20 protein-coding genes are annotated in these 16,063 nt (G+C 66.7%); 10 read left to right on the top strand and 10 right to left on the bottom strand.

The genetic code is table 11. The annotated features are described in order from the left end of the window. Window positions 1–91: 91 nt before the first annotated feature. The 6 genes from AU187_RS25425 to AU187_RS11810 all read right to left on the bottom strand — a co-directional run bounded on the left by AU187_RS25425 (window position 92) and on the right by AU187_RS11810 (window position 3,441). Window positions 92–259, bottom strand: coding sequence for a hypothetical protein (locus AU187_RS25425; RefSeq protein ID WP_156442346.1), 168 nt, complete (start codon window positions 257–259; stop codon window positions 92–94). Window positions 260–301: 42 nt separating this feature from the next. Beyond that, the gene (locus tag AU187_RS11830; RefSeq protein WP_059166720.1) at window positions 302–505 is read right to left on the bottom strand and encodes a hypothetical protein; all 204 of its coding nucleotides are present in this window, start codon (window positions 503–505) and stop codon (window positions 302–304) included. A gap of 137 nt (window positions 506–642) precedes the next feature. Continuing rightward, on the bottom strand, window positions 643–1,101 hold the full coding sequence (locus tag AU187_RS24975) for a helix-turn-helix domain-containing protein (RefSeq protein ID WP_156442345.1): 459 nt from the start codon (window positions 1,099–1,101) through the stop codon (window positions 643–645). Window positions 1,102–1,601: 500 nt separating this feature from the next. Beyond that, window positions 1,602–2,138: a hypothetical protein gene (locus AU187_RS11820; RefSeq protein ID WP_059166718.1), complete on the bottom strand. Its 537-nt coding sequence runs from the start codon at window positions 2,136–2,138 to the stop codon at window positions 1,602–1,604. Next, window positions 2,135–2,407 carry a hypothetical protein gene (locus tag AU187_RS11815; protein WP_059166717.1) on the bottom strand — a complete coding sequence of 91 codons (273 nt, stop codon included), beginning with the start codon at window positions 2,405–2,407 and terminating at the stop codon, window positions 2,135–2,137. The genes AU187_RS11820 and AU187_RS11815 overlap by 4 nt, the downstream gene beginning before the upstream one ends. A gap of 149 nt (window positions 2,408–2,556) precedes the next feature. Next, window positions 2,557–3,441, bottom strand: coding sequence for a tyrosine-type recombinase/integrase (locus tag AU187_RS11810; protein ID WP_082691806.1), 885 nt, complete (start codon window positions 3,439–3,441; stop codon window positions 2,557–2,559). A gap of 87 nt (window positions 3,442–3,528) precedes the next feature. Here AU187_RS11810 and AU187_RS11805 point away from each other — a divergent pair, with 87 nt between their 5' ends. The 3 genes from AU187_RS11805 to AU187_RS11795 all read left to right on the top strand — a co-directional run bounded on the left by AU187_RS11805 (window position 3,529) and on the right by AU187_RS11795 (window position 6,580). Continuing rightward, window positions 3,529–4,689 (top strand): lactate 2-monooxygenase, encoded by a 1,161-nt coding sequence (locus AU187_RS11805; RefSeq protein ID WP_059166716.1) that lies wholly within the window; start codon window positions 3,529–3,531, stop codon window positions 4,687–4,689. A gap of 32 nt (window positions 4,690–4,721) precedes the next feature. After that, a complete protein-coding gene (locus AU187_RS11800; RefSeq protein WP_059166715.1) occupies window positions 4,722–5,624 on the top strand; it encodes a tyrosine recombinase XerC in 903 nt (300 codons plus the stop codon). Window positions 5,625–5,692: 68 nt separating this feature from the next. After that, window positions 5,693–6,580: an alpha/beta fold hydrolase gene (locus tag AU187_RS11795; protein ID WP_059166714.1), complete on the top strand. Its 888-nt coding sequence runs from the start codon at window positions 5,693–5,695 to the stop codon at window positions 6,578–6,580. Here the strand turns inward: AU187_RS11795 and AU187_RS11790 are convergent. Beyond that, on the bottom strand, window positions 6,564–7,529 hold the full coding sequence (locus tag AU187_RS11790) for an LLM class F420-dependent oxidoreductase (RefSeq protein ID WP_059166713.1): 966 nt from the start codon (window positions 7,527–7,529) through the stop codon (window positions 6,564–6,566). The genes AU187_RS11795 and AU187_RS11790 overlap by 17 nt on opposite strands. A 139-nt stretch (window positions 7,530–7,668) precedes the next feature. Next, window positions 7,669–8,169 (bottom strand): M23 family metallopeptidase, encoded by a 501-nt coding sequence (locus AU187_RS11785; RefSeq protein ID WP_059166712.1) that lies wholly within the window; start codon window positions 8,167–8,169, stop codon window positions 7,669–7,671. Window positions 8,170–8,451: 282 nt separating this feature from the next. On the opposite strand from AU187_RS11785, the gene rpsB reads away from it, so the two are divergent. The 3 genes from rpsB to AU187_RS11770 all read left to right on the top strand — a co-directional run bounded on the left by rpsB (window position 8,452) and on the right by AU187_RS11770 (window position 11,318). Then, window positions 8,452–9,318, top strand: a complete 867-nt coding sequence (gene rpsB, locus AU187_RS11780; RefSeq protein WP_059099682.1) for a 30S ribosomal protein S2 — start codon at window positions 8,452–8,454, stop codon at window positions 9,316–9,318. Between the two features lie 11 nt (window positions 9,319–9,329). After that, entirely contained in the window at window positions 9,330–10,145 is an 816-nt protein-coding gene (gene tsf / locus AU187_RS11775; protein ID WP_059099683.1) for a translation elongation factor Ts, read from the top strand. A 69-nt stretch (window positions 10,146–10,214) separates the two neighbouring features. Then, window positions 10,215–11,318, top strand: a complete 1,104-nt coding sequence (locus tag AU187_RS11770; protein WP_286131905.1) for an amidase — start codon at window positions 10,215–10,217, stop codon at window positions 11,316–11,318. 6 nt (window positions 11,319–11,324) lie between these two features. Here the strand turns inward: AU187_RS11770 and AU187_RS11765 are convergent, their stop codons facing one another. Together AU187_RS11765 and AU187_RS11760 are read right to left on the bottom strand one after the other, a co-directional pair. Then, complete coding sequence (locus AU187_RS11765) at window positions 11,325–12,449, bottom strand: glycerate kinase (protein WP_059166711.1); 1,125 nt, start codon at window positions 12,447–12,449, stop codon at window positions 11,325–11,327. Window positions 12,450–12,511: 62 nt separating this feature from the next. Continuing rightward, window positions 12,512–12,946 (bottom strand): MarR family winged helix-turn-helix transcriptional regulator, encoded by a 435-nt coding sequence (locus AU187_RS11760; RefSeq protein ID WP_082691805.1) that lies wholly within the window; start codon window positions 12,944–12,946, stop codon window positions 12,512–12,514. Between the two features lie 36 nt (window positions 12,947–12,982). Here AU187_RS11760 and AU187_RS11755 point away from each other — a divergent pair, with 36 nt between their 5' ends. From AU187_RS11755 to AU187_RS11740, 4 genes are all read left to right on the top strand, one after another. After that, complete coding sequence (locus tag AU187_RS11755) at window positions 12,983–13,660, top strand: class I SAM-dependent methyltransferase (protein ID WP_059166709.1); 678 nt, start codon at window positions 12,983–12,985, stop codon at window positions 13,658–13,660. Between the two features lie 87 nt (window positions 13,661–13,747). Next, a complete protein-coding gene (pyrH, locus tag AU187_RS11750; RefSeq protein ID WP_059099687.1) occupies window positions 13,748–14,551 on the top strand; it encodes a UMP kinase in 804 nt (267 codons plus the stop codon). 57 nt (window positions 14,552–14,608) lie between these two features. Beyond that, on the top strand, window positions 14,609–15,166 hold the full coding sequence (gene frr / locus AU187_RS11745; RefSeq protein ID WP_059166708.1) for a ribosome recycling factor: 558 nt from the start codon (window positions 14,609–14,611) through the stop codon (window positions 15,164–15,166). Further along, window positions 15,166–16,044, top strand: a complete 879-nt coding sequence (locus AU187_RS11740; RefSeq protein WP_059099689.1) for a phosphatidate cytidylyltransferase — start codon at window positions 15,166–15,168, stop codon at window positions 16,042–16,044. The genes frr and AU187_RS11740 overlap by 1 nt, the downstream gene beginning before the upstream one ends. Window positions 16,045–16,063 lie beyond the last annotated feature (19 nt).

Below are 16,063 nucleotides of genomic sequence, written 5' to 3'. Positions count from 1 at the left end.
GGGCGTATTGGGTTCGCAGGAGCGCAGGAACGCCCTAAACCCGCCCTGCCGGTGTCACGGTGGCGGACAGGCTATTTGAGGGCGGAGAAAACTATTGCGTCGGCAGGAATCGCGCTTTGGCGGGACTCACCGCACGCGGACGGCGACTAGTCGCGTCCAGCAGGCTTCGGCCGATCTGAGCGGCCAGCGATGCCGACATCGCGAAAACGTCGCCGTCGTCGAACCGCAAGGCGACGTCCGAACTGTTCGCGTCGACCATGACGTCGACATGAGTCGGATGGATCAGGACAACCTACTTTCGTCAAAATTGCTCGACACCGCCGACGAAACGCTGAAGGCGGGGCGGCGGTTGATACTCGCGGGTGAAGTCATTCAGAGCGCCCACGAAAAGGTGAAGCTCAGTCCTGTTCAACAAGATGTGCGACTGTCCCTGCTCGATCACCGCACCGCCATTTGCGCGGTGCGCGATGATAATGTCGTTGCCGTTGTCGGTCTTGATTCTCATTCGATTCTTTCTGCTATCCGTTGTAGCGGCCCTGGTAGCAAAGACGCGCGGAACTCCACCCAAGTGCTATCCAGAAGCCATAGAGGTAGATAGCTATCTCTGAGAGAATGGATAGCCCCGGCGAGCGTAGCGAGCCGCTACCCAACCCGACCCCATGGATCTTCTTTATATCCCTCATCTACGGGAGTCTTTGCTCCCGTATGTGGTAATTGCATTGGTGGGGCGTCACCCGTGGCACCCTTTTCCTCTGGGCTTTTGTTCGGATTTGTCACCCTATTAGTGTTAGAAAGGGTGACACCATTGACACCCTTTTTGGGGGTAGTCAGGACGTACTCGGTCGCCTTGCCCCGTCCGCCGCGAATCCGTCCGCCGGGACTCGCCACCCGAATCCAGCCCGATTCACACAAGCGCCGTAAGCAGCGTTGCACCTGCCGTTCGCTCAGCAGGCAGTCATCCACCAGCATTGCGATGCTGGGATAGGCGTTGGTCCCGTCAGCGTCGGCATACGTCAGCAGATTCACCAGAACCCGGTACTCGGTGTGCGTCAGGTCTGCGTCTCGCAGTGCTTCAAGGTAGGCGTACTTGAACGGCTTCATGTCGACCTTGTGGCGCGGGTGAACCCAATGCAACCGGGCGATATCCCCACGCCCCACGCAGTGCCTTCAGGACGTCGGCGCATCAACCGGTCAAAGCAGTTCACTTGATGCCGGCGGGCTGCCAGTTCGTCGGGGGCGTACTTCAGATTGTCTCGGGCACAGTTGCGGTGGTTCCCGTCGAGATGCACCACCCGATAGTGCGGCCCCTTGCCACATACCACGCAATCGGATCGTGGCGGGGTGTCGAAGTATTCAAGCGCGAGAATTTCCCGCTTCGGGAATCCCTTTCGGGCGCCCGCGACTCTGAGCACGACCTGAAATTCTGGCCCACGTTCGGTGAGCACATTTCGGCTCTTATCGCGGATGCGCCCGTCAGGACTGTATTGGTATTCCTGCGCCCATTTTAAGCGAACAAAATGATTCCAGATGGGTGGCCGTCCAGCCACTGTCGTCCTATCCCTATTCTATCGAATAGCGTCCTTGAATTTACGATAAATTGTCTACCTGCGGATTTGAGGCCGCAATTGTTCTACCAATTCCGCCACAACCCGATGGTCTACGGGTTGACCGTCAATCAGCAGCGCAGCTACTTGTTCGATGGCGGGCCACAGCTCCTCAAGTTCGTCACACCACTCGGACTCCCACGGGAGCCACGGCAGGGGAAAGCCCAACTCGGCGGCGGCTGTCTGTAGGGGTTCTACACGGGCGTCGTACTTTTCGCGGTCGTGGTCTTCCTCATCCCAGCCGAAGGCTAGGGCCTCACCGAGGTCATCGACGTCAGGATCGTTGTGGAGAATCCACATCGCGGTAGCGCAGGGACCGGCGAACGTCACGAACGGCTGATCTTCCCAACGCGATTCGTGCACTGTGCCGCCGGGCGTATCGGCGATTTCATCGGTTGTCGACCAATCGGCATGGCCCAGGTAGATATCGACCAGTGTGCCGCCTCTTGCGACGGCGGCAACCGCGTGCCCTGCCTCATGGTGCGCGTGCCGGGCGGTTGCCTCGCCGGTGACCATCTCGACAAGTGAGGTCATCGTGCGCCACCCGGCCGGGTCGTCTCCCGCTTGTCCATCGCGCCGCGACGGCGGCGGGCGCGGGCGGACTTGAGGGCCAGATCGGCGAAGTAGGCCTTGCGGAGGCACTCGGCGCGTACTGGGTCGCCGTCGGCCTGCCGCAGGAATCGGTTTTCGAATGCTCGGCGGGCTGGCGCGGTGCGCTTAGTCCTGTCGGGTGTTGCCGCCCAACTCTTGTGGGCGTTTCGTTTGGCGGTGAGTGTGAGCTCTGCGGGCGTTTGCTGGTGCATGAAAGCAGTATGCAAGGCTGTGCTGCCGGATCGAAGCGAACAGCAGTGTCATTTATTGCCTTAACCTGCTCTTATGATGTCATAAACGACATTCGTGCCGGATATGCGCGGATTCGGGGCTGAGGTTTGCCAGCCCGCCGTGACCGGGATCACAGATCGCCAAGCCCGAGCTTCTGCGCTTCGGTTAGTGCGCGCTCTGAGGCAGAGGCGGATGTGTAGCGATCCAGCATCTGCCTATTCTCCCAACCGGCGACCGCCATCAACCCTTGCTCACTGCCGCCGGCGCGAAGCCATCGCTGCGCGAACGTGTGCCGGAGCAGGTGAAGGTGGAAGCCGTCGATCCCGGCGACCTCGGCGCGATACCTCAGCGTCTTGTCCAGTCCGGGGTAGGTAAATGGTTTCCCCGTCCGACCGCCCACCCACAGGGCCGTGCTGCTGGCGAGGTGGTGCGCCTTGCGGGCGCGAATGTAGCGATCAAGGCATGCCGCCGTCTGCGGTCCGAACGATACCGTTCGACCTTTTCCGCCCTTGCCGCGGTGGACGATAGCCCGACCCTGGATTAAGTCCACATCAGGCAGTTGCAACGAGACGGTCTCGCTGGCTCGGATGCCGGTCTCCACCATCAGCCGAACTAGTGCCTCGTCGCGCCTGTCCCGAAGAGTCTTGCCCTGGCACGCCTTGATAAGTCGCTTGAGTTGATCTTCGGTCAGCCCGTGCGTGACCTTCTTGTCCTGCTTGGGCGGCTTGAGTCCAACGAGCGGGTTTGAATCCATCTCGCCTTCGCGCACCAGCCACTCGGCGTAGAGCCGCAGCGCCTTCTGACGCGACAGCGCCGTTGAGGCCTCGGCACCGTGTTCCAATAGGTCGGCAATGAAGGCTTCGACCGTTTTCGCCGTCAACTCCGGCGTCGTGCCGGTCGACGCGCACCACGCCAGAAACCTCTGCACACCTTCGGAGTACGACTTGATGGTCTTGTCGGCCTTACGCTCGGCCTTCATAGTCAACTGCCACGATCCCAGCAAATCTTCGAGCATGATCGATATCCTATCGCAGCAGCGTTATGCGCACGCGGTATCTTCGACCGAGGTATAAAACCGCAGGTAAACACGGGAGCATACGTAATGACGTTCGGTAACTACCAGTTCGAGATCTACCTGCAGGGCCTGTCCGGCATCGTGCCGAAGTTGCCGATGACTTTCGCGGAGTGGGAGGCCAAGGCGGAGTCGGCCATGCCGCCGTCGGTGTATTCCTACGTCGCGGGCGGTGCGGGCGACGAGCGCACACAGCGGCTCAACCGCACCGCGTTCGACAACTGGGGTCTGATGCCCCGGATGTTCCGCGCGACCCGCGAACGCGACCTCTCGATCAACCTGTTCGGCATGACGTTGCCGTCGCCGGTGTTCATGGCGCCGGTCGGGGTGATCGGCATCTGCGCGCAGGACGGCCACGGTGACCTCGCCACGGCCCGCGCGGCGGCGCGCACCGGCGTGCCGATGGTCGTCTCGACGCTCACCGAGGACCCGCTCGAAGACGTCGCGGCCGAATTCGGTGACACCCCAGGCTTTTTCCAGCTGTACACGCCCACTGACCGCGAGATGGCCGCCAGCCTCGTCCACCGCGCCGAGGCCGCCGGATACAAAGGGATCATCGTCACCCTCGACACCTGGGTGCCGGGCTGGCGACCGCGTGACCTGTCCACGTCGAACTTCCCGCAGCTGCGCGGCCGCTGTCTGGCGAACTACACCAGCGACCCGGTCTTCCGCGCCGGCCTGCAGCAGCCCCCCGAGGAGAACCCGCAAGCCACCGTCTTGCATTGGGTCGGGCTCTTCGGGAATCCGCTGACATGGGACGACCTGCCGTGGCTGCGCTCGCTGACCGACCTGCCGCTCATCGTCAAGGGGATCTGCCATCCCGACGACGCGCGGCGCGCCAAAGACGGCGGCGTCGATGCGATCTACTGCTCCAACCACGGTGGACGGCAGGCCAACGGCGGGTTGGCGGCCATCGACTGCCTGCCGGGCGTGGTGGAGGCGGTCGACGGGCTGCCTGTGCTGTTCGACTCGGGTATCCGCAGCGGCGCCGACATCGTCAAGGCGCTCGCGCTGGGCGCCACCGCGGTCGGGATCGGGCGGCCGTATGCGTACGGGCTCGCACTCGGCGGGGTGGACGGCGTCGTGCATGTGCTGCGCTCCTTGCTCGCCGAGGCCGATCTGACCATGGCCGTCGACGGTTATCCCACGCTGGCCGATCTCACTCCCGACACACTGCGGCGCGTCACCTGAGCGTTGCGGTCGGCTTCTGCGACCGTGGGGACGTGGATGCCGTCCTCGAGGAGTTCGACGAGTACCTCGCGCTGGAACGAGGCCGCTCCGAGCACACCCGCCGCGCCTATCTCGGGGACCTGCGGTCGCTGTTCGAGTTCGTCGCCGACCGCGGGGGAGAGGCCGGCCCGGCGGGTTTGAATTTGCCGGTGCTGCGGTCCTGGCTGGCCGCGCAGGCAGCCGCGGGCGCAGCGCGCACGACGCTGGCGCGGCGCACGTCGGCGGTGAAAACGTTCACCGCGTGGGCGGTCCGGCGTGGGTTGATGACGAGCGATCCGGCGACTCGGCTGCAGGTACCCAAGGCTCGTCGGACGTTGCCAGCGGTATTGCGCCAGGACCAGGCCCTCGACGCGATGGCTGCTGCGAAAACCGGTGCGCAGCAGGGTGATGCGTTGGCGATTCGCGATCAGTTGATCGTGGAGTTATTGTACGCCACCGGAATTCGCGTCAGCGAGCTGTGTGGGTTGGATGTCGATGACGTCGACACGGCGCGGCGCCTGCTGCGGGTGCTGGGCAAGGGCGACAAGCAGCGCACCGTGCCGTTCGGTGTGCCCGCGCAGGCGGCGCTGACGGCGTGGCTCGACGACGGTAGGCCCCAGCTCGCGACGGCGGATTCGGGACCGGCCTTGCTGTTGGGTGCGCGCGGGCGTCGGCTCGACCCGCGGCAGGCGCGCACCGTCGTGCATCAGACCATCGGCGCGGTCGACGGCGCGCCGGACATCGGGCCGCACGGGCTGCGGCACAGCGCCGCGACGCATCTGCTCGAGGGCGGGGCCGACCTGCGCGTGGTGCAGGAACTGCTCGGTCATTCGACACTGGCCACCACGCAGCTCTACACGCATGTCACTGTCGCACGGCTGCGCGCCGTGCACGACCAGGCCCACCCGCGGGCGTAATCGGTGATTTCGGTGTAATTGGTCGCGCCGGGCGCAACGGCGGGCACCGAAATCACCAAGGAGGTTACGTGCGAAGGGCAACGGTTCGGCTGTCGTGGGGCACGATCTCCTACCTCGAATGGACACCGGATGGCGCCGACGCCGCGCCGACGGTGATGCTGCTGCACGGCGGGGGAGTAGACAGTGCGTCGCTCTCCTGGAGTGGTGTCGGGCCGCGGCTCGCGGCCAGCGGCTACCGCGTCCTTGCGCCGGATCATCCGGGCTACGGCGACAGCCCGCCGGCGCCATGGCCGTCGACCCAGGATCGGTTGGTGACCTATGTCGGCGAGTTCGTCGACGCGCTCGGTCTGGACCGCTACGCGATCGGGGGCTTGTCTCTAGGCGGCGGAATCACGATCGGGCACGTGTTGGACCGTCCGGAAAAGGTCACGGGGGCAATGCTATTGGGCAGCTACGGGTTCATGTCCCGGCTGTCTTCAGGACCGCTGTCGGGTGTCCGACAGGCGACGACCTGGGTCATGTTGCATACCGGTCTGCTGCGCGCTGTGAGCCGGTGGTCGGGACGAAGCGAGCGTGCCATGGGGTGGGTAATGCCGGCGTTGATCGGCGACCCCGCTCAACGAACGCCCGAACTGGTCGACGAGATTCTGTCGGCGGCCCGAGCGGACCACGCATTCGATGCGTTCGGGCAGTGGCAGCGCGATCAGGTCAGGTGGAATCGGCTCACCACCGATTACCGCGCCCGGCTCGCGACGTTCCCGCGCCCCGTGCTGATCATCCACGGCGACAAGGACACCAGTGTGCCTGTCGCGGCGGCGCGGGCGGCAGCCGATCTCATGCCGGATGCACGTCTCAAAGTGGTTGAGGGTGCCGCACATTGGGTTCAGCGCGATCGGCCCGACGTAGTCGTACCCAAAATGCTCGAGTTCCTCGACACGCTCAACGCAGAAGCTTGATCACCTCGGCGATGTCGGGCATCGCAGAAGCCCGCCCAGGCAGCTCGTCGAACACCGTCCAGTAGCTGACGCCGAACTGCTGCTGCCGCTGCACGAGTTGCTCGGCCATCTCCTCGTATGTGCCGATGAGGACGAACGGTGAGTCGAGAAGTTCGGCCGGCGAGGCAACGCCGAGCGCGCCGGCCAATTCCTCGGCGGCCCGCCGCGGTTTGTCGGTGACGACGACGGCTTGGATCAGCGCGTTGAGTTCGAGTTCCTCGAATCGTTGGCCCGCGGCCTCGCGGACCACTGCGATGCGGTCCTCGAGGCCCGCGGCGCCGAAGTGGCTCAGCCATACCTCGGTGGCGTCGCGATTGTGGGTGATGCCCGCGAGACCGACGATGTCGGCGAGGCGTCCGGCGAGCTGAAGGACACGAGTCCCGTTGCCGCCGACGAGCATTGGCACGCGTTGCGGCGGTTGCGCCAGGAGCTGACCAGCGTCGGCGCGCACACAGTAGTGCCTGCCGTCGACGTCGACAGCCTCGCCGTCGAGTAATGTGCGGATCAGCCCGGCGGCCTCCTCCAACCGCGACACCCGCACGCCACCGCCGTCGAACGGGATGCCGGCGGCGTCGTATTCGGATTTCATGTGGCCGGCGCCGATGCCGAGCTCGAACCGTCCGTCGGAAACGAGTGCCAGACCCGCCGTCTCACGGGCGGTTTCGACGGGATGCCGGAAGTCGTTGTTGAGCACCAGCGTTCCGACGTGCAGGCGTTCGGTGGCCATCGCCGCGGCTGTCGCGCTGGTGAACGGTGGCGCCAGTGGCCCCAGGTGGTCGGCGAAGGTCAGCACGTCGAACCCGGCGGCCTCGACCGACTGCGCGAATTCGCGGGCCTGCTCGCCGGTGCGGGGCCGGCCGCAGTTCAAGCCGAATCGCGGGCGACGGGATCGATGGGCTGCGGTGGTCATGATTTCGACGGTATGCGGCTTCTCACCAGCTGCGAGCGACCGCTGCGGTACAGCATTCGTCGCGTGTCGCGTACAGGGCCCACACCGCAGGGCCCACGCGCAAGCTGGGGAGTAGGGGAACACGGTCGCTCGCGCCGGATCAGCTGTGCGTCGGTTTCAGGCGGATGGGGGTGGTGGCGACCAGGCCCAGCGGATCGACGTAGTCGGCGTTGGCGGCTCGCCCCCACATCGCGCCCCAGTGCAGGCAGGCCTGCGTCGGGCAGCCGGGGTGTCCGGCCTGCAGCACGCCGATGACCGCTGCGGGCGCGACCCGCTGCCCCGGCCGCACCGTCGGGCGGACCGGTTCGTAGCTGGTCCGCAGGCCGCCGGGGTGCGCGACCGACACGACGGGCCTGCCGGCCAGCTGGCCGGCGAACACCACCGTCCCCTCCGCCGCCGCGTACACCGACTGACCTGGTTCCGCCGCCAGGTCGACACCGCGATGACCGGGTGTCCAGTTCGGCGACGGCGCATCGAACGCCCGCGTCACCTGAGGACGCGGTCGCAGCGGCCAGTCGAGCCGATCACCGGCGGCCGTCGCGGGCGCCGCCCACACCGGCCCGAGGACCAACCCGACGAGGAAAAGCACCGAGGTTCGCATCTGCCCAGCTCAGCGCATCCAGAGCGCTCGGCGCCAGCCCCGCGCGCCGATCTGTGGATCGCCAGGTCAGTGTGGAAAAACCACACCTGCGCACGGTGTAAACTGCTAACCGCAGCTCGCTTGCGCGGGCTGACTTCGCGTGTCTGCACCACGACCCGTTCCACTAGGTCGTATTCCGGATGCCGTCGGTCCCGTCTCCGGACGGGTTCTGGCTTCCGAGCAGTCACCAGGGCCCGGCGTCACCCGACGCCGGCATCAACCGACGAAAAGGACCATGGACTCATGGCTGTTGTGACCATGAAACAGCTGCTTGACAGCGGCACCCACTTCGGGCACCAGACCCGTCGCTGGAATCCCAAGATGAAGCGGTTCATCTTCACCGACCGCAACGGCATCTACATCATCGATCTGCAGCAGACGCTGACCTACATCGACAAGGCCTACGAGTTCGTCAAGGAGACCGTCGCGCACGGCGGGACGATCATGTTCGTCGGCACCAAGAAGCAGGCCCAGGAGTCGATCGCCGAAGAGGCCACCCGTGTCGGCATGCCGTATGTGAACCAGCGCTGGCTGGGCGGCATGCTCACCAACTTCTCGACCGTGCACAAGCGGCTGCAGCGCCTCAAGGAACTCGAGACGATGGAGCAGACCGGCGGCTTCGAGGGGCGCACCAAGAAGGAAATCTTGATGCTGACCCGCGAGAAGAACAAGCTGGAGCGCTCGCTGGGTGGTATCAGGGACATGGCCAAGGTGCCCTCGGCGGTGTGGGTTGTCGACACCAACAAGGAGCACATCGCCGTCGGCGAGGCCCGCAAGCTGGGCATCCCGGTCATCGCGATCCTCGACACCAACTGCGATCCCGATCTCGTCGACTACCCGATCCCGGGCAACGACGACGCGATTCGCTCGGCCGCGCTGCTGACCAAGGTGATCGCCGCCGCGGTCGCCGAGGGCCTGCAGGCCCGCGCCGGCGTGGGCCGTGACGGCGACAAGCCCGATGCCGACGCCGCCGAGCCGCTCGCCGAGTGGGAGCAGGAGCTGCTGGCGACCGCGACGAGCACCGTGACCGCCTCGCCCACCGCCGCGGGTGCCGAGCCCGGCACGCCCGAGGCCGAAATCCAGACCGAACCGAAAACCCCAGACGCTTAGGGAGACCTGATATGGCCAACTACACCGCCGCCGACGTCAAGCGACTGCGGGAGCTGACCGGCGCCGGCATGCTCGACAGCAAGAACGCGCTCGTCGAGGCCGACGGCGATTTCGACAAGGCCGTCGAGTTGCTGCGCATCAAGGGCGCCAAGGATGTCGGCAAGCGTGCCGAGCGCGCGACCGCCGAGGGCCTGGTCGCCGCGAAGGACGGTGCGCTGATCGAGTTGAACTCCGAGACCGACTTCGTCGCGAAGAACGCGGAGTTCCAGTCCGTCGCCGAGCAGATCGTCGCTGCGGCGGCGGCCGCCAAGGCGAACGACGTCGACGCGCTCAAAGCCGCCAAAATCGGCGATACGACGGTCGAGCAGGTCATCGCCGACCTGTCGGCCAAGATCGGCGAGAAGCTCGAACTGCGCCGCGTCGCCTACTTCGACGGCACTGTCGAGGCCTACCTGCACAAGCGCGCCGCGGATCTGCCGCCGGCCGTGGGTGTGCTGGTCGAGTACCAGGGCGATGACAAGCAGGCCGCCCATGCCGTCGCGCTGCAGATCGCCGCGCTCAAGGCCAAGTACCTCACCCGCGAGGACGTGCCCGAGGACGTCGTGGCCAACGAGCGTCGTATCGCCGAGGAGACCGCCCGCACCGAGGGCAAGCCCGAGCAGGCGCTGCCGAAGATCGTCGAGGGTCGCGTCACCGGCTTCTACAAGGACGTCGTGCTGCTCGACCAGCCGTCGGTGTCCGACAGCAAGAAGACGGTCAAGGCGCTGCTGGACGAGGCGGGTGTGACCGTGACGCGGTTCGTCCGTTTCGAGGTCGGCCAGGCGTAACAACGCGAGCTTGCGCGAAAGACCCCCAGGACTCTGGGGGTCTTTCCCGTTCGCGGCCTACGGGCGAGATTGCATCCACCGGCCGACGGTGACTTCGCGCGTTCGTTCCTCGCGACGGGGCTGGCCCCGCTGGGCAAGACACAGATGTCGGAGTTCGGCTTCAGCGCGTCGGCCGAGCACGCGCGGCTCGGCCCCGTGCGCAATCCGTGGAATCCCGAGCACACCGCGGGCGCGTCGTCGTCGGGTTCCGCCGCGTTCGTCGCGGCCGGGGCGGTGCCGATCGCACATGCCAACGACGGCGGCGGCTCGATCCGGATCCCCGCCTCCTGCAACGGATTGGTGGGTCTCAAGCCGTCGCGTGGCCGCTTGCCACTCGACCGCACGCTGCAACAGATGCCGCTGCGCATCGTCGCCAACGGCGTGGTGACCCGCTCCGTGCGCGACACTGCTTCGTTCTACCGCGAGATGGAGCGGGTGTATCGCAACCCGCGGCTGCCCCCCATCGGCGACGTCACAGGCCCCGAGGCGCAGCGCCTGCGTATCGCGGTGTGCACCCAGTCGATCACACGCGAGGCCAGCCCGGAGGTGCGTGAGCTCACGCTGAAAACGGCCGCGCTGCTCGAGGAGTTGGGCCACAAGGTCACCACGATCGACAATCCCGTGCCGCCACACTTCATGAACGACTTCCTGCTCTACTGGTCGTTCCTGGCGTTTGCGCTCGTGCGCAGTGGGCGTCGCACGCTCGGGCCCAGCTTCGACCGCGAACGTCTCGACAACCTGACACTCGGGCTCGACCGCCACGCGTCGCGGAACCTGCACCGGCTGCCGTCGGCGATCGCGCGGCTCTCGCGGGTGCGCCGGATCACCGCGAGGGTCACCCAGACCTACGACGTGGTGCTGACCCCGACGCTGGCCGACGTCACGCCGCGGATCGGCCACCTCGACCCGACCCTGGACTACCAGCAGATCATCGACCGGCTCGTCGAGTGGGTGGCGTTCACGCCTCTGCAGAACGCCACCGGCGAGCCCGCCATCTCGCTTCCTCTCGCGGAGTCCGCGTCGGGTCTGCCGGTCGGCATGATGTTCGCCGCGCCGTGGGGCCAGGAGGGCCGACTGCTCCAATTGGCGTACGAGCTCGAACGCGCCCGCCCCTGGCGGCGCATCCAGGATTGACTTTCGCTAGGAAAGGTCGCGGCAGACCTCGGCCACCGCGCGCGTCAGCGACGCGGCGCCGTCCCGCAGCGCCCGCTCGATCGGCGTGCCTTCGGCGGTGATCGCGACCAATCGTTCGACGCCGTGATCCAGCAACACCGCGGCGTCCGCTGCGACCCGGCCGGCGAAGATGATCACTCGCGCGCCGGCGCGCACCGCGGCCGCAGCGACGCCGAAGGGTGTCTTACCCATGACGGTCTGCGCGTCGACGCTGCCCTCTCCGGTGAATACCCAGTCAGCGCCGTGCAGCGCTCGTTCCAGCCCGACGGTTTCGGCGACCTCGTCGACGCCGGATCTGCTTGTCGCGCCGAGGAATTCGACGAGCGCGAAACCCAGGCCGCCCGCGGCGCCAGCTCCTGGTAGCGCAGGCTGCGTGCCGCCGAGCGTCGCGGACGCGACGGCGGCCAGCCGAGACAATCCGGATTCCAGGCGCGCCACGTCGGCCGGGCCGGCCCCCTTCTGGGGGCCGAACACCGCGCTGGCACCGCTGGGCCCGAGCAGCGGCGCGGTGACGTCGGAGGCCACGCGGATGCGCACGTCGCGCAGGCGTGGATCGAGACCGGTCAGGTCGATGCGCTCGAGGCCTTCGAGCGCCGCGCCGCCAGGCATCAGCGGCCGCCCGTCGGTGTCGAGAAACTTTGCGCCCAGGGCGGTGAGCATTCCGGTCCCGCCGTCGTTGGTCGCCGAGCCGCCCAAGCCGACCAGGAAATCCTCGGCGCCGCGATCCAAGGCGGACCGAATCAATTCGCCCACGCCGAATGTGCTGGCGCGCAGGATGTCTCGCTGATCGGGTGGGATGCGTTCCAGGCCAGCGGCCGCTGCCACCTCGATCACCGCGAGCTGACGCAGCGGCACATAGCCGTACCTGGCGGTGACGGTGCGACCCAGCGCATCGCAGACCGGGACCTCCAGGTGCTGGCCGTGCAACGCCTCGACGACGGCGTCGACGGTGCCTTCCCCGCCATCCGCCATCGGTACGCCGAGGACTTCGGCGTCCGGCAGCACCGCCGCCACGCCGGCCCGCATCGCGGCGACCGCTTCGGATGCGGTCATCGACTCTTTGAACGAGTCCGGCGCCAGGACGATCTTCATCGCGGCGCCGTTGAGGTCAGGGACGGATACGAGCCGCTCATGAACCGTAGTCTGGCAGACCTTCAGTCCGTACCGAGGGCCGCGAGGATCTGCTTGAATTCACGCTGTTGGCGCTGGGTCAGATTCGTCATCAACTTTCGCTCGGCGGCACGCACCCCTGAGTCCGTGCGTTTCAACAACTCCCGGCCCTCGCGGGTGAGCTGCGCCGGCAGCGAACGTCCCGACGACACGCTCGCCGGCCGGCTGACCAGGCCGCGGTCCTGCAGGCCGCGCAGCACCATGTTCATCGCCTGCGGCGAGACGTTGAAATCGCGGGCCAGTTCGGCGTTGGACCGGCCGGGATACTGCGACAGGATCCGCATGCACAGGTACTGCGGGAACGCCACGTCAAGCGGTTCCAGAACCGTCGTGGTGACCTCGGCGCGCAGTGCGTTCGCCACCCGGGAGAGCAGAAAACCGAGCGGCTGTTCCTCGAGCGGCCCATCCATGTCAATCATATTGACATATATCAACCGGGTTGATATCAACGAGTCATGACCGAACCCACCATCGAGATGTTCGACAGCGCCTACAAGGGCGAAGCCCCCGAGATGAGCGGCGCGAAACCGCCGTGGAGCATCGGCGAACCGCAACCCGAGCTCGCCGCCCTGATCGAACAGGGCAAATTCCACGGTGACGTGCTCGACGCCGGGTGCGGTGAGGCCGCCATCGCCCTGTGTCTGGCCGAGCGGGGTTTCACGACGGTCGGTCTGGACCAGTCACCCACGGCGATCGAGCTGGCCAGAGCGGAGGCCGCGCGTCGCGGGTTGACCAACGCCAGCTTCGAGGTGGCCGATATCAGCGACTTCGAGGGTTACGACGGGCGGTTCGGGACAATCGTCGACTCGACGTTGTTCCACTCGATGCCCGTCGAACTGCGCGAGGGGTATCAGCGCTCGATCGTGCGGGCCGCGGCTCCCGGGGCCTCGTATTTCGTGCTGGTTTTCGACAAGGCGGGCATGCCCGGCGGTCCGGCCTTCCCGGTGACCGAGGACGAGCTGCGTGACGTCGTCTCGAAGTACTGGACCATCGACGAGATCAGGCCCGCGCGCATCCACGCCGTGTTCCCGGACGGCTTCCAGGAGTTCTTCCCGGTGACCGACGTCCGGGACGAGCCGAAAGGACGCAAATCGGTGCCCGCCTGGTTGCTGAGCGCCCACCTGCCGGGCTGACCCGGCGAGTCGCGACCCGGAGGCGGCTGTGCCGCCGGCCATGAGGCAGGATGAGGGGCATCTCAGCGCGGACCCCGAAGGAGTCGGATGCCGGAGCCCCGGGAAAACTCTGTCGCCGGCGCGGCGGCTCCTGAATCCAGCGTCGCCGGCGCGGCGGCAACAACCGGTCCCAACGGGGCGATCCGCCCGAAGTACGGCCGCGTCCTGCTCAAGCTCGGCGGCGAGATGTTCGGCGGCGGGGACGTAGGCCTGGATCCGGACGTCGTGCACCAGGTGGCCCGCCAGATCGCCGAAGTGGTCCGCAGCGGGGTGCAGGTCGCCGTCGTCATCGGCGGCGGCAATTTCTTCCGCGGTGCGCAATTGCAGCAGCGGGGCATGGAGCGGGCCCGAAGCGACTACATGGGCATGCTGGGCACCGTCATGAACAGCCTTGCCCTGCAGGATTTCCTGGAGAAGGAAGGCATCGACACCCGGGTGCAGACCGCGATCACGATGGGGCAGGTCGCCGAGCCGTACATCCCGCTACGGGCCGTGCGGCACTTGGAGAAGGGCCGCGTGGTGATCTTCGGAGCGGGCATGGGCCTGCCGTACTTCTCGACCGACACCACCGCCGCGCAACGCGCGCTGGAGATCGGCGCCGAAGTGGTGCTGATGGCCAAGGCCGTCGACGGCGTCTTCACCGCCGACCCGCGCCAGCACCCCGACGCCGAACTGCTCACCGCGATCAGTCACCGCGAAATCATCGACCGCGGCCTGAAGGTGGCCGACGCCACCGCGTTCAGCCTGTGCATGGACAACGGCATGCCGATCCTGGTGTTCAACCTGCTCACAGATGGCAATATCGCGCGAGCGGTCGCGGGTGAGAAGATCGGAACACTGGTCACCACCTGACAGCAGTGCACGCGATAAGCATGACGAAGACGCGCACGCGGATGAAGGAGAAGCACCGTGATCGACGAAACCCTCTTCGACGCCGAGGAGAAGATGGAGAAGGCGGTGTCGGTGGCGCGTGACGACCTGTCGTCGATCCGCACCGGCCGCGCCAATCCCGGCATGTTCGCGCGCGTCAACGTCGACTACTACGGATCGGCCACGCCCATCACGCAACTGTCGAGCATCAACGTGCCCGAGGCGCGGCTGGTGGTGATCAAGCCCTACGAGGCCAACCAGCTGCGCAACATCGAGGACGCGATCCGCAACTCCGACCTGGGCGTCAATCCGACCAACGACGGCAACGTCATCCGCGTCGCCATTCCGCAGCTGACCGAGGAGCGGCGCCGTGACCTGGTCAAGCAGGCCAAGGCGAAAGGCGAGGACGCCAGGGTGGCGGTGCGCAACATCCGTCGCAAGGCGATGGAGGAGTTGCACCGCATCAAAAAGGAAGGCGAGGCGGGCGAGGACGACGTGGCTCGCGCGGAGAAGGACCTGGACAAGCTGACCCACACCTACAGCGCGCAGATCGACGAGCTGGTCAAGCACAAAGAAGGCGAGCTGCTGGAGGTCTAGTGACCGAACAGCGCAAGGGTCCCGTGGCAGAGACGCCGGTCGACGAACCGCCCAAGAAGAAGTCGCGGGCGGGCCGTGACCTACCCGCGGCGATCGCGGTGGGTGTCCTGCTGGGCGCCGTGGCCATCGGCACGCTGCTGTTCGCGCCGATCGGGTGGCTGCCGGTGCTGGCGGTCTTCATTCCGGTCGCCACCGCAGAGGTGATCCGCCGGCTACGCGACTCCGGTTACGCCCTGCCCGCGGTCCCGCTGCTGGTCGGTGGTCAGGCGATGATCTGGTTGACGTGGCCGTTCGGCGCGGTCGGGCTGCTCGGCGCCTACGGCGGGACGATCGTCGTCTGCATGGTCTGGCGCCTCGTCGGGCAGGGTCTGCGCCGACAGCCGGTCAACTACCTGCGCGACATCTCCGCCGCGGTGCTGCTGGCGACGTGGGTGCCGTTCTTCGCCAGCTTCAGCGCGCTGCTGATCTTCCAGGACCACGGCGGCGGCCGGGTGTTCACCGTGATCGCGACCGTCGTATTCGCCGACATCGGCGGTTATGTGGCCGGCGTGCTGTTCGGTAAACACCTGATGGCGCCGGCGATCAGCCCGAAGAAGTCCTGGGAGGGGCTGGGCGGCTCGCTGGTGTTCGGCATCACCGCCGCGGTGCTGTCGGTGACGTTCCTGATGGACAAGCCCGCCTGGGTCGGGGTGCCGCTGGGCCTGATGCTGGTGATCACCGGGGTGCTCGGCGACCTGGTCGAGTCGCAGGTCAAACGCGACCTCGGGATCAAGGACATGGGCACGCTGCTGCCGGGGCACGGCGGCATCATGGACCGCATCGACGCGATGCTTCCCTCTGCGGTGGCCGGCTGGATCGTGCTGACGCTGCTGGCGTAACGCGGCCCGGCATACTGGT

This window comes from Mycobacterium sp. IS-1556, from assembly GCF_001499985.1.
GTDB lineage: Bacteria > Actinomycetota > Actinomycetes > Mycobacteriales > Mycobacteriaceae > Mycobacterium.
This window is presented reverse-complemented; position numbering and strand designations above follow the sequence as displayed.

What these genes read in the sequence shown, in the direction of transcription:
- tsf (WP_059099683.1), top strand. Translation starts at nt 9,330, where the DNA reads ATGGCCAACTACACCGCCGCCGACGTCAAGCGACTGCGGGAGCTGACC.
- AU187_RS11790 (WP_059166713.1), bottom strand. Translation starts at nt 7,529, where the DNA reads ATGACCACCGCAGCCCATCGATCCCGTCGCCCGCGATTCGGCTTGAAC.
- AU187_RS24975 (WP_156442345.1), bottom strand. Translation starts at nt 1,101, where the DNA reads ATGAAGCCGTTCAAGTACGCCTACCTTGAAGCACTGCGAGACGCAGAC.
- AU187_RS11830 (WP_059166720.1), bottom strand. Translation starts at nt 505, where the DNA reads ATGAGAATCAAGACCGACAACGGCAACGACATTATCATCGCGCACCGC.
- AU187_RS11760 (WP_082691805.1), bottom strand. Translation starts at nt 12,946, where the DNA reads ATGATTGACATGGATGGGCCGCTCGAGGAACAGCCGCTCGGTTTTCTG.
- AU187_RS11815 (WP_059166717.1), bottom strand. Translation starts at nt 2,407, where the DNA reads ATGCACCAGCAAACGCCCGCAGAGCTCACACTCACCGCCAAACGAAAC.
- AU187_RS11820 (WP_059166718.1), bottom strand. Translation starts at nt 2,138, where the DNA reads ATGACCTCACTTGTCGAGATGGTCACCGGCGAGGCAACCGCCCGGCAC.
- rpsB (WP_059099682.1), top strand. Translation starts at nt 8,452, where the DNA reads ATGGCTGTTGTGACCATGAAACAGCTGCTTGACAGCGGCACCCACTTC.
- AU187_RS11805 (WP_059166716.1), top strand. Translation starts at nt 3,529, where the DNA reads ATGACGTTCGGTAACTACCAGTTCGAGATCTACCTGCAGGGCCTGTCC.
- AU187_RS11785 (WP_059166712.1), bottom strand. Translation starts at nt 8,169, where the DNA reads ATGCGAACCTCGGTGCTTTTCCTCGTCGGGTTGGTCCTCGGGCCGGTG.
- pyrH (WP_059099687.1), top strand. Translation starts at nt 13,748, where the DNA reads ATGCCGGAGCCCCGGGAAAACTCTGTCGCCGGCGCGGCGGCTCCTGAA.
- AU187_RS25425 (WP_156442346.1), bottom strand. Translation starts at nt 259, where the DNA reads ATGGTCGACGCGAACAGTTCGGACGTCGCCTTGCGGTTCGACGACGGC.
- AU187_RS11810 (WP_082691806.1), bottom strand. Translation starts at nt 3,441, where the DNA reads ATGCTCGAAGATTTGCTGGGATCGTGGCAGTTGACTATGAAGGCCGAG.
- AU187_RS11755 (WP_059166709.1), top strand. Translation starts at nt 12,983, where the DNA reads ATGACCGAACCCACCATCGAGATGTTCGACAGCGCCTACAAGGGCGAA.
- AU187_RS11765 (WP_059166711.1), bottom strand. Translation starts at nt 12,449, where the DNA reads ATGAAGATCGTCCTGGCGCCGGACTCGTTCAAAGAGTCGATGACCGCA.